Genomic DNA, 11,421 nt, shown 5'->3' with positions numbered 1-11,421 from the left:
CGAGCGTCGGCAGGAACTGGATGCATGCGTTGACGGCCTTGAACTCGACCGCGCCGGCATCGGTCAGCTCGCCGACGACGACCGTGCACGCGCCGCAGTCGCCTTCCGCGCAGCCTTCCTTGGTGCCGGTGCAATGCGCGTCCTCGCGCAGGTATTGCAGCACGGTGCGGGTCACGTCCGCGCCGCTGACTTCGCGGATCGCGTGACGATGGTAAAAGCGGATCGGCTCACTCATGTCTCGGTGTTTCTTCAAATGGGGGGCAAGGCGGCCTGCGTGGAGCGCTCGACCGACGTTTTTCTGACAGTTTGCACGCTATCACCGTCAAATTCCGCAACCCATAGCCCATCACGCATGCGGCTCATATAACTGCCGCGATATGCGCGCCCGGCCGGCCGACACCCTTGCCGCACGGTGCACTCGGGTGCATCCCGGTCGCCCGCGATCGTCCGTGGCCCGCCTGAACGGGGCGCGATTAACTAAATGGTACCTGCGGGAAAACCGGTTCCATGGGAAAATCCCGATTCCCTTTTCCGCCGTTTTCCGTTCGTTTCGTCATTCGTTCCGACCCCATGTCCTCCGATTCCGCCACACCGCCGCGCAGCGGGTTCGCGGTCACGCTGCAAATCGTGTCCGTCGTCTGCTTCACGTTCATCTGCTACCTGACCATCGGCCTGCCGCTCGCGGTGCTGCCGGGCTTCGTCCACGACGACCTCGGCTTTTCGGCGATCGTCGCGGGCGGCGCGATCAGCGTCCAGTACTTCGCGACGCTCGCCTCGCGGCCGCTCGCCGGGCGCCTCGCCGATACGCTCGGGCCGAAGCAGACCGTGCTGCGCGGGCTGGTCGGCTGCGGCGTGTCGGGCGTGCTGCTGCTCGTCGCGCTGCTGCTCGCGCACTGGCCGGTCGCGAGCCTCGTGCTGCTGGTCGCGAGCCGGCTCGTGCTCGGCGTCGGCGAAAGCCTGTGCGGCACCGGCGCGATCCTGTGGGGCATCGGCCGGGTCGGCGTCGCGCACAACGCGAAGGTGATCTCGTGGAACGGCATCGCGACCTACGGCGCGCTCGCGCTCGGCGCGCCGGTCGGCGTCGCGATCGCGCATACGCTGAATCCGGCGCTGATCGGCGTGATCGTGATCGCGCTGGCCGCGCTCGGCTTCTACCTCGCCCGCCTGATCGCGCCGGTGCCGCTGGTGCACGGCGAGCGGATGTCGTATGCGAGCGTGTTCACGCGCGTGCTGCCGCACGGCCTCGGTCTCGCGCTCGGTTCGGCCGGCTTCGGCTCGATCGCGACCTTCGTCACGCTGTACTACGCGGCGCGCCACTGGCCGAACGCCGCGCTGTCGCTGACGGTATTCGGCACGCTGTTCATCGGCGCGCGCCTGCTGTTCGCGAACACGATCAAGACCTACGGCGGCTTCCGCGTCGCGATCGTGTCGTTCGCGTTCGAATCCGCGGGCCTGCTGCTGCTGTGGCTCGCGCCGGTGCCGCACGTCGCGCTCGTCGGCGCGGCGCTCACGGGCTTCGGCTTCGCGCTGATTTTCCCGGCGCTCGGCGTCGAGGCCGTCGCGCTCGTGCCGCCCGCGAGCCGCGGCGCGGCGCTGTCCGCGTACTCGGTGTTCCTCGACCTGTCGCTCGGTATCACCGGCCCGCTGGCCGGCTATGTCGCGGGTGCGTTCGGCTATCCGCAGGTGTTCCTGTTCGCGGCGGTGGCCGCCGCGGCGGGCGTCGCGCTATCGATGGTGCTGTATCAGCGGCAGGCGCGCGTGGCGGGGAGCGGCGCGGCGGCGTGATGCCTGCGCCGTGCACGGCGGCCGGCCGCGACCTTCGCCCCGCCGCCAAAATAAAACGCCCGCGCGATGCGGGCGTTTTTTCATCCGTCGATCGATATGACGACAGCGAGGATCGATCACGCCGTCCGCAGAAACAGCTTCCGCGTGAGGTCGAACGCGACGAGATTGCCGGCCACCACGAGCAGCAGCCCGAGCACCGCCAGCGGCGACCACTGGTAGCCCTCGAACACCGTCGACACGGCCAGCGCGACGATCGGGAACAGCACCGTGCAGTACGCCGCGCGCTCCGGCCCGATCCGGCCGACGAGCGTCAGGTAAGCGGTGAAGCCGATCACCGAGCCCGGCACGGCGAGATACACCAGCGCGCCGAGATAGCGCGGGCTCGTATCGAGCGTGAACGGCATCCCGGCCGCCGCGCTGCCGACGGTCAGGATCGCCGCGCCGATCAGCATCGCCCAGCCGTTGGTCACGAGCGGATGCAGCCCCATCGACTGCATCCGGCTCGACAGCAGGTTGCCCGCCGAGAAGCACATCGTGCCGGCGAACGCGATCGCGAGCCCCGTCCACGTCGCATGGTCGTCGAGATGGCCGGCCATCTGCTGCCAGAACAGGCATGCGATGCCCGTCAGGCCGAGCAGCGCGCCGGCGATCGCCGACGGTCGCAGCGGGCGGCCCATGAACAGCCGGCCGTTGATCGAGTTCAGCAGCGGCGCGGTCGAGAAGATCACCGCGACGAGGCCGCTCGGCACGACCTGCTCCGCGTAGTAGAAGCACAGGAAGTTCAGGCAGAACAGCGCGAAGCCCTGCGCGACGAGAAAGCGCCACGCCGCGCGCGGCGGGCGCACCGGGCGGCGCATCACGCGCAGCAGCGCGAACAGCACGGCGGCCGCGAGCCAGAAGCGCCACGCGATCGACACGGGCGGCGGCACCGAGCCGAGCTGCCACTTGATCGCGATCCAGGTGGTGCCCCAGATCAGCACGGTGACGAAATAAAGCGACAGGTTCATGGCGGCATTCCGGAAAATCGGGTGAATCGGGATCCCGACTATGCCGTCGCCCAGCGTGGGTCGATTGTCCGGAATTGCGGTCTTTTTCGGCGCGCCGCACGCGGCGGCGCGCGCCCGCTTATACTCGGCGCATCATGAGTCTCTCCCTCTGCGCCCCGCCCGTCGACCGCGCCGCCGCCCTGGCCGGCGGCGATCTGCCGTTCGGCCTGCAGTCGGTCTGTCGCACGCTCGCCGACGCGAACGCGACGCTCGAGCGCTTCGCATGGCTCGGCGATCACCTCGCGATCGCCGAATGGACGCGGGTCACCGATGAAAGCGAGACGGTCTACGAGCAGCCCGGCCATCACACGCTGTCGTGCTACCTCGACGGCGGCTATCGGACCGAGCGCCAGCGCGTGCCGCGCTACGGCGCGCCGAGCCTGCTGTGCGCGTTGCCGGGCGACCATGAATCACGCTGGTGGGTGCGCGGCGAAATGCATTTCATCCACCTCTATTTCCTGCCCGAGCACTTCACGCAGCGTGCGATCCGCGAGCTCGATCGCGAGCCGCGCGAGCTGAAGCTCGCCGATCGCACCTATTTCGAGGATGCACGCGTCGCGGCGCTGCTGCGCTCGCTCGCGCTGGATGGCTGGGACGATGCCGACGAGCGGCTGCGCGTGAACGAGACCGCGCACGAAGTGCTGAGCCTGCTGCTGCGCGGCCAGAGCACGACGCGCACCGACACATCGTTCCGCGGCGGGCTGGCGCCGGCCGTGCGCCGCCGCGTGCGCGACTACATCGACACGTATCTCACGCAGCCGCTGACGCTCGGCGAACTTGCCGAGGTCGCCGCGCTGTCCGAATACCATTTCTCGCGGATGTTCCGGCTGTCGTTCGGCCGCGCGCCGCACGCGTGGGTGGCCGAGCAACGGCTCGCCCGGGCCCGCGAGCTGCTGCGCACGACGGCGCTGCCGCTCGCGCAGATCGCGGCCGACTGCGGCTACGCGAACGCCGGCCACTTCAGCCATCGCTTTCGCGACGCGCACGGCACGACGCCGAATACGTATCGGCGCGCGATGCAAGGCCGCTGAGCGCGGCCCCTTTCCGCTGTTCCGCGCTTACGCGCCGCGCCGCGACAGTTCCTGTTCGAGCGCCGCGACGCCGGCCGGCAGGTCGACCGGCACCTTCAGGTCGACCATCGTGCGGCCGAACGCATGCAGCGTGCGGAACAGGTTGTGTTCGCGGCACTGCTCGCCCATCTGCCCGATCCGCACGATCGGCAACCCGAACGAACCCGAGATCTCGACCTGGTACTGCTTCGAGATATGGCCGCAGACCATCCCGGGCGTCAGCCCCTCCGGCGTTTCAATCCCGACCACCGAATTGAGCCGGCAGTCCTTCGGCGCATAGAGCTTGAGCCCCATCGATTCGACGCCTGCCTGCAGCGCCAGCGAGCAGCGCAGGTGGCGCGCGAAGCGGCTTTCGAGCGTTTCCGCGCAGACGAGCCGCAGCGCCTCGTGCAGCGCGAGCACACCCGACACGGGCGCCGTGTAGTGATAGCCGGCGTTGTGCCAGAAATTCTCCGCGAGCGCCATGTCGAGACACCAGTGCGCGTTCGGCTCGGGGCGCGTCTTCATACGCTCCCACGCGGCATCGGAGAACGCGATCAGCGACACGCCCGGGATCGACGACAGCCCCTTCTGGCCGCCGGTGATCACCGCGTCGATGCCCCACGCGTCCATCTCGAGCGGCATCGTCGACAGCGTGCACACCGCGTCGACGACGACCAGCGCGCCGGCCGCCTTCGCGAGCGCCGCGATGTCGCGCAGGTCGCGGTTCCACACGGTGTTCGACGTCTCGCCCTGCACGATCGTGACGATCTCGGGCCGCTCACGCGCGATCGCGTCGGCAATCTCGTCGAGGCTCGCCACCGCGCGATCGGCCACTTCGAGCGTCGCGACGTCGGCGCCGACACGCGTGGCCATCTCGGCCATCCGCGCGCTGAAGAAGCCGTTGCGGATCGACAGCACGCGCGTGCCGCGCCATGCGAGGTTCGAGATCGCCATTTCCATCGCGGCCGAGCCCGGGCCCGCGACGCCGAGCACCCACTTCGTGCGGGTCTGGAACACGTAACGCGCCATCTCCTTCACCTGCTCGATGATCTTCGCCATCGTCGCGCCGAGGTGGTTGATCACGATCGTGTTCGCCTTGGCCACCGCGGCCGGGATCGGAACCGGGCCGGCCCCCATCATCAGCAGCGGTTCTTCGGGCAGGATCGCGTCGAGCGGCACGACGACGGGACAGGGAATCGGCGAGTAATCGATGGACATGGCTGGAAAAGGATGAGGAAAGGAAGTGCTCGAACGCCCGCAGCACGGGGCCCGTGGCGCGGCGCCCGTTGCACGCGGCGAACTGATCGATCATTCCGTGTTCCGCCGCCTCGCGCAAGAGGCACGCGCGTCCGGACAGCGCGACGGTGGCCCGGTCATCGAACCGGGCCAGACCGGCCGTTCGCCGCACGCGCGATGATCGTCCGGATTGGAAAAAGGATTGCCCCCGGTTGCGAAACGGTTCCATTCGGGTTCCGTACGCGCGATTTTCTTCGCCAATATCAAGACGATTCTTCGAAACCGGCGGTTCAGCCCAATTGGCGGATCGAACGCAATACACCGGCCACCTGATACAAATCACGGAGCGAATTCGATACACAAAATCCGAACGTGGAAAAAACATCCACCATTCCTGATCGTATTGGGGAACGACTCCTGCACTGCCGTGTACCCGCTCGCTCGAACCACCCGCAACACATTGATTAATTTGATAAATATTCTCCAAATCGACACATACTCCAATACCGATTCGGTTTTGTCCGGTGCGTTCTTGCTGCGTTGCAGCGTTAAACCGGTACCCGCGATTTCGATTTTACGCAAGCCGCCCATTTTCTCAGGTTGACGGATATCGGTTCTGTATTGAACAATTGTCTACGGAATCGAAAAATCGATTTTTCGATACGAGGGCAAGCTGGAGCCGCGCGATGCGCTTTCGACGTTGCGCGGCGAAAAATCACAACCATAATCAATCAACCGGGCCAGAAATACGCAAGCCATGAACCAGATTCAGACCATGCGTGTATTCGTCTGCGTCGCCGAGCAGCAAAGCTTCCGGCGCGCGGCGCACCATCTCGGCGTGTCCAATGCGCTCGTCACGCGTTCGATCGCGATGCTCGAGGGCCACCTGAACACACGGCTGATCCATCGCACCACGCGCAATCTGTCGCTCACCGAGGCAGGCGTGCGCTACCTCGATGGTTGCCGCGCGCTGCTCGAGGAATTCGACCACCTCGAATCGTCCGTCGCGCATGCCGTGCGCGAACCGGCCGGCACGCTGCGCGTCGTCGCGTCGGGGCTGCTGTCGCCGCTGGCGCTGACGCCGCTCGTCAGCAGCTTCCGGCACCGCTACCCCGAGCTACGCGTGCAGCTGACCGTCGCCGAAGGGCCGCTCGACGTGCTCGATTCCGGCTACGACGTCGGCATCGTCACCGGCACCCGGCTCGACGGCAACCCGACGCTGATCGGCCATGCGCTCGCGCCGAACCCGTTCGTCGCGTGCGCGGCGCCGGCCTATCTCGACCGCCGCGGCGAGCCGCGCGTGCCCGACGACCTGCCGGGCCACGACTGGGTCACGCTCGCGCCGCACCAGCACACGCCGACGTGGCAACTGGTCGGCCACGACGGCGTCGCCCATTCGGTCACGGTGCGCCCGGCCTGCACGGTCAACCAGCTCGCGCTCGTCCAGGCGGCGGCCGTGGCCGGCGCCGGCATCGCGGTGCTGCCCGAGCCGTGCGTCGCCGACGCGCTCAACCACGGCACGCTCGTGCGGCTGATGGGCGGCTACCGGATCGACGATCCCGACGCGCAGTTGTCGCTCGTCTATCCGAACCGCCAGTACGTGCCGGCCCGCACCCGCAGCTTCGTCGAGCACGCGCTCGAGCACTTCAACGCGCCGGCCGCCCGCGAGCAGGCGGATTACGGCTTCCTGCGGCCGGTACGCGGCCCCGAATGCTCCGACATCGTCACGGGGCTGCAGTAAACTGCGCGCGTCAGCCATCGGAGGTGCAGCGTGCGCGTGATCCTGTTCAGCAGCCGGCAGTACGACGACGATTCGTTCACCGCCGCCAACCGGCAGTTCGGCTATCGGCTGCACTTCCAGCCGTCGCACCTCGACGCGGAAACCGCGATCCTCGCGCACGGCTATGACGTCGTCTGCCCGTTCGTCAATGACACCGTCGACGCGGCCGTGCTCGAACGGCTCGCCGACGGCGGCACGCGGCTGATCGCACTGCGCTCGGCGGGCTTCAACCATGTCGACCTCGCCGCCACCGAACGACTCGGCATCACGGTCGTGCGCGTGCCCGCGTATTCGCCGCATGCGGTCGCCGAGCACGCGGTCGCGCTGATCCTCGCGCTCAATCGCCGCCTGCCGCGCGCCGTCGCCCGCACCCGCGAAGGCGACTTCTCGCTGAACGGCCTGCTGGGCTTCGACCTGCACGGCAAGACCGTCGGCGTGATCGGCACCGGCATCATCGGCAGCGTGTTCGCGAAGATCATGATGGGCTTCGGGATGCACGTGCTCGCGCACTCGGTGCCGCCGTACAACGACGAGCTGATCGCGTTCGGCGCGCGCTACGTCGAGCTCGACGAGCTGCTGCGTCATGCCGACATCGTCAGCCTGCATTGCCCGCTGCTGCCGTCGACACACCACCTGATCAACGAGCGGACGCTCGCGCGGATGAAGCACGGCGCGATGCTGATCAACACCGGGCGTGGCGGCCTCGTCGATGCGCAGGCGCTGGTCGACGCGCTCAAGAGCGGCCAGCTCGGCCATCTCGGGCTCGACGTGTACGAGGAGGAAAGCGGGCTCTTCTTCGAGGATCACTCCGACCTGCCGCTGCAGGACGACGTGCTCGCGCGCCTGCTGACGTTCCCGAACGTGATCGTCACATCGCACCAGGCGTTCTTCACGCGCGAGGCGCTGGCCGAGATCGCGCACACGACGCTGCTGAACATCGAGGCGTGGCATGCGGGCACGCCCGCGAACATCGTGATCGCAAACCGCTGAGAAACCGCACGTTTAATGGCGTGCAGCGCATCCGCAATCGTTTGCTCGTGCGCGCTGCCGCGCACCGCACTCGCCCTCGTCAATAATTCAGCGCATTGTTTCGGCTGAAGTAACGTTTCGCGCGTGCCGTCTGCTATCGTTGCGCCGACGTCCTTCCCTGCCTTTGCCGCTCATGCGTTTCGACGATTCAGACATCGCCGCCGTCTACCGTGCCATCTTCGAACGGCGCGACATGCGCCACTTCACGCCGGCGCCCGTCGATCCGGCCGTGCTCGCGCGGCTACTGCGCGCGGCGCACCACGCGCCGAGCGTCGGTTTCATGCAGCCGTGGCGCTTCATCCGCATCACCGATCCTGCCCTGCGCACCTCGATCCACGCGCTGGTCGAGGCCGAACGCCGCGCGACCGCCGACGCGCTCGGCGAGCGCCAGGACGAATTCATGCGGCTGAAGGTCGAAGGCGTGCGCGAATGCGGCGAGTTGCTGGTCGTCGCGCTCGCCGACGGCCGCGAACGCCACGTGTTCGGCCGCCGCACGCTGCCGGAGATGGATCTGGCCTCCGCCGCGTGCGCGATCCAGAACATGTGGCTGGCCGCCCGCGCGGAAGGGCTCGGGATGGGCTGGGTGTCGCTGTTCGACGTCGATGCGCTGCGCACGCTGCTGCGGATGCCCGACGGCGCGAAGCCGATCGCCGTGCTGTGCGTCGGCCACGTCGATGCGTTCTATGCGAAGCCGATGCTCGAAGCAGAGCGCTGGGCTGCGCGGATGCCGATCGAAGCCTGCCTGTTCGAGAACGGCTGGGACGATCCGGCGGCGATCGGTGGGGCCGGATCGGCTGCGGCGCCAGCGGAGGTGGCCAGCGAAACGAAGCACACGCCGGACGCGATGCGCGACGGGTCGTCCAAACGCATCGCGTGATCCCCTCCGGCAGCCGCCATCATCCCGGCCCTGGAGCTCCCGCGAATCCCACACTGTGAGCTTGCCGCTCACCACCCCGTCGCACGCCGGCAACACCCGTTTGGGCCCCAAGCATAGGGGTTTTCACTGAAGTAGAATCGCGGCTGACGTTCGCCTCACCGACCGCCCGCCCCGCGCCTCCCGCGCCTGGCTCGAGCGGCATCCTTTCCCGAGCCTACCGCGATGCCCCTGCCTCTTTTCGCCCTTGCCGTCGCCGCATTTGGAATCGGTACCACCGAATTCGTGATCATGGGGCTGCTGCCCAATGTCGCGCGCGACCTCGGCGTGTCGATCCCGGCCGCCGGGATGCTCGTGTCGGGCTACGCGCTCGGCGTGACGATCGGCGCGCCGATCCTCGCGATCGTCACCGCGAAGATGCCGCGCAAGCGTGCGCTGATGAGCCTGATCGGGCTGTTCATCGCCGGCAACCTGTTCTGCGCGATCGCGCCCGGCTACGCGGTGCTGATGGCCGCGCGCGTCGTCACCGCGTTCTGCCACGGTGCGTTCTTCGGGATCGGCTCGGTGGTCGCGAGCAACCTCGTCGCACCGAACCGCCGCGCACAGGCGATCGCGCTGATGTTCACCGGCCTCACGCTCGCGAACGTGCTCGGCGTGCCGCTCGGCACCGCGCTCGGCCAGGCGTTCGGCTGGCGCGCGACGTTCTGGGCCGTCACCGGCATCGGCATCGCCGCGGCCGCCGCGCTCGCGGTGTGCCTGCCGAAGAACCTCGCGATGCCCGACACCAGCATCACGCGCGAATTCAGCGTGCTGAAGCACCCGCAGGTGCTGATGGTGCTCGGCATCAGCGTGCTCGCATCCGCGAGCCTGTTCAGCGTGTTCACGTACATCACGCCGATCCTCGAGGACGTGACGGGCTTCTCGCCGCGCCAGGTCACCTACGTGCTGCTGCTGTTCGGCCTCGGCCTGACCGTCGGCGGCACGCTCGGCGGCAAGCTCGCCGACTGGCGCCGGATGCCGTCGCTGATCGCGACGCTCGCGCTCATCGGTATCGTCCTCGCGCTGTTCGCGGGCACGATGCATCTGCCGTTCGCCGCGCTCGCGACGATCTTCGTGTGGGGCATCCTCGCGTTCGCGATCGTGCCACCGCTGCAGATCATGATCGTCGATCGCGCGAGCGACGCGCCGAACCTCGCGTCGACGCTGAACCAGGGCGCGTTCAACCTCGGCAATGCAACCGGCGCGTGGCTCGGCGGGATGGCGATCGGCTCGGGCGTGTCGCTCGTGAGCCTGCCGTGGGTCGGCGTCGCGATGGCGATCGCCGCGCTCGCGCTCACGCTGTGGTCGGCGTCGCTCGAACGCCGCCCGGTGGTCGTGCCGACCGAGTACGTCTGACGCGACCCTGCTGCAACCCTGCCGCAATCGTTGCGTACGCAACTCCATTCAAACGTGACGACCTTCATGGACCTTTCAACAGTCGCGGTGTAGCATCGCGGCCGATGAAAGCCATTCTCAATCGCGATTTCCTCGCGCTGATCCTGAGCGTCGCGGTCGTCGGCCTCGGGACCGGCGCCACGCTGCCGCTCACCGCGCTCGCACTGACCGAAGCCGGGCACGGCACCAACGTCGTCGGCATGCTGACCGCCGCGCAGGCGCTCGGCGGCCTCGCGATCGTCCCGTTCGTCACCGCGCTCGCACGGCACATCGGCGCGCGCCGCGCGATCGTCGTGTCGGTCGTGCTGCTCGCGGCGGCCACCGCGCTGATGCAGTTCACGTCGAACCTGATCCTGTGGGGCGTGCTTCGCGTGCTGTGCGGCGCCGCGCTGATGCTGCTGTTCACGATCGGCGAAGCATGGGTCAACCAGCTCGCCGACGATTCGACACGCGGTCGCGTCGTCGCGATCTACGCGACCAATTTCACGCTGTTCCAGATGGCCGGCCCCGTGCTCGTCAGCCAGATCGCCGGCGCGACCAGCATCCGCTTCGCGCTGTGCGGCGCGCTGTTCCTGCTCGCGCTGCCGACGCTCGCGACGATCCGCCGTGCGCCGCTCGCCGGCGACGACGCGCATCACGCAGCGCACGACAGCTGGCTCGCGGTCCTGCCGCGCATGCCGGCGCTGATCATCGGCACCGGCTTCTTCGCGCTGTTCGACACGCTCGCGCTGTCGCTGCTGCCGCTCTACGCGATGGATCACGGCGTCGCGAGCGCGACCGCCGTGCTGCTCGCGTCCATCATGCTGTTCGGCGACACCGCGATGCAGTTCCCGATCGGCTGGCTCGCGGACAAGCTCGGCCGCGAACGCGTGCACCTCGGCGCCGGCTGGATCGTGCTGGCCGGCCTGCCGCTGCTGCCGTTCGTGATCGCGAATCCGTGGCTGTGCTGGCCGCTGCTGTTCGTGCTCGGCGCGGCGGCCGGCAGCATCTATACGTTGTCGCTCGTCGCGTGCGGCGAACGGTTCCGCGGCGCGGCGCTCGTCACCGCGAGTTCGCTCGTGTCGGCGTCGTGGAGCGCTGCGAGCTTTGGCGGGCCGCTGGTTGCGGGCGCGTTAATGGAGCAACTGGGCAGCAACGCGCTCATCGGCGTGCTGGTCGCCTGTGTCGCCGCGTTCGTCGCGGCCG

10 protein-coding genes are annotated in these 11,421 nt (G+C 68.2%); 7 read left to right on the top strand and 3 right to left on the bottom strand.

The window, feature by feature from the left end; genetic code table 11:
- Nucleotides 1-235: 2Fe-2S iron-sulfur cluster-binding protein (locus JMF90_RS08750; protein ID WP_201325049.1), on the bottom strand; the 235-nt coding region annotated here is incomplete at its 3' end.
- A gap of 335 nt (nucleotides 236-570) precedes the next feature.
- Here JMF90_RS08750 and JMF90_RS08745 point away from each other — a divergent pair.
- Complete coding sequence (locus tag JMF90_RS08745; protein ID WP_011544703.1) at nucleotides 571-1,785, top strand: MFS transporter; 1,215 nt, start codon at nucleotides 571-573, stop codon at nucleotides 1,783-1,785.
- A gap of 116 nt (nucleotides 1,786-1,901) precedes the next feature.
- Here the strand turns inward: JMF90_RS08745 and JMF90_RS08740 are convergent, their stop codons facing one another.
- The gene (locus tag JMF90_RS08740) at nucleotides 1,902-2,792 is read right to left on the bottom strand and encodes a DMT family transporter (RefSeq protein WP_011544702.1); all 891 of its coding nucleotides are present in this window, start codon (nucleotides 2,790-2,792) and stop codon (nucleotides 1,902-1,904) included.
- 134 nt (nucleotides 2,793-2,926) lie between these two features.
- Here JMF90_RS08740 and JMF90_RS08735 point away from each other — a divergent pair, with 134 nt between their 5' ends.
- Complete coding sequence (locus JMF90_RS08735) at nucleotides 2,927-3,862, top strand: helix-turn-helix domain-containing protein (RefSeq protein WP_011544701.1); 936 nt, start codon at nucleotides 2,927-2,929, stop codon at nucleotides 3,860-3,862.
- A gap of 27 nt (nucleotides 3,863-3,889) precedes the next feature.
- On the opposite strand, the gene JMF90_RS08730 is transcribed toward JMF90_RS08735, so the two are convergent.
- On the bottom strand, nucleotides 3,890-5,101 hold the full coding sequence (locus tag JMF90_RS08730) for an alanine--glyoxylate aminotransferase family protein (RefSeq protein WP_006476772.1): 1,212 nt from the start codon (nucleotides 5,099-5,101) through the stop codon (nucleotides 3,890-3,892).
- Nucleotides 5,102-5,876: 775 nt separating this feature from the next.
- Between JMF90_RS08730 and JMF90_RS08725 the strand changes: the two genes are divergently transcribed.
- From JMF90_RS08725 to JMF90_RS08705, 5 genes are all read left to right on the top strand, one after another.
- Nucleotides 5,877-6,860: a LysR family transcriptional regulator gene (locus JMF90_RS08725; RefSeq protein WP_201316752.1), complete on the top strand. Its 984-nt coding sequence runs from the start codon at nucleotides 5,877-5,879 to the stop codon at nucleotides 6,858-6,860.
- A gap of 30 nt (nucleotides 6,861-6,890) precedes the next feature.
- Complete coding sequence (locus tag JMF90_RS08720) at nucleotides 6,891-7,889, top strand: 2-hydroxyacid dehydrogenase (protein ID WP_201316751.1); 999 nt, start codon at nucleotides 6,891-6,893, stop codon at nucleotides 7,887-7,889.
- 172 nt (nucleotides 7,890-8,061) lie between these two features.
- Nucleotides 8,062-8,805 (top strand): 5,6-dimethylbenzimidazole synthase, encoded by a 744-nt coding sequence (gene bluB / locus JMF90_RS08715; protein WP_201316750.1) that lies wholly within the window; start codon nucleotides 8,062-8,064, stop codon nucleotides 8,803-8,805.
- A 222-nt stretch (nucleotides 8,806-9,027) separates the two neighbouring features.
- On the top strand, nucleotides 9,028-10,197 hold the full coding sequence (locus JMF90_RS08710) for an MFS transporter (protein ID WP_027807439.1): 1,170 nt from the start codon (nucleotides 9,028-9,030) through the stop codon (nucleotides 10,195-10,197).
- A 104-nt stretch (nucleotides 10,198-10,301) separates the two neighbouring features.
- Nucleotides 10,302-11,421: MFS transporter (locus JMF90_RS08705; RefSeq protein ID WP_201325048.1), on the top strand; the 1,120-nt coding region annotated here is incomplete at its 3' end.

Source organism: Burkholderia sp. E168m23, from assembly GCF_016586125.1.
Lineage (GTDB): Bacteria > Pseudomonadota > Gammaproteobacteria > Burkholderiales > Burkholderiaceae > Burkholderia > Burkholderia orbicola.
The sequence above is the reverse complement of the archived record's forward strand: the minus strand, read 5'-3'. Positions and strand labels throughout refer to the sequence as shown.

What these genes read in the sequence shown, in the direction of transcription:
- JMF90_RS08730 (WP_006476772.1), bottom strand. Translation starts at nt 5,101, where the DNA reads ATGTCCATCGATTACTCGCCGATTCCCTGTCCCGTCGTCGTGCCGCTC.
- JMF90_RS08710 (WP_027807439.1), top strand. Translation starts at nt 9,028, where the DNA reads ATGCCCCTGCCTCTTTTCGCCCTTGCCGTCGCCGCATTTGGAATCGGT.
- bluB (WP_201316750.1), top strand. Translation starts at nt 8,062, where the DNA reads ATGCGTTTCGACGATTCAGACATCGCCGCCGTCTACCGTGCCATCTTC.
- JMF90_RS08735 (WP_011544701.1), top strand. Translation starts at nt 2,927, where the DNA reads ATGAGTCTCTCCCTCTGCGCCCCGCCCGTCGACCGCGCCGCCGCCCTG.
- JMF90_RS08745 (WP_011544703.1), top strand. Translation starts at nt 571, where the DNA reads ATGTCCTCCGATTCCGCCACACCGCCGCGCAGCGGGTTCGCGGTCACG.
- JMF90_RS08740 (WP_011544702.1), bottom strand. Translation starts at nt 2,792, where the DNA reads ATGAACCTGTCGCTTTATTTCGTCACCGTGCTGATCTGGGGCACCACC.
- JMF90_RS08725 (WP_201316752.1), top strand. Translation starts at nt 5,877, where the DNA reads ATGAACCAGATTCAGACCATGCGTGTATTCGTCTGCGTCGCCGAGCAG.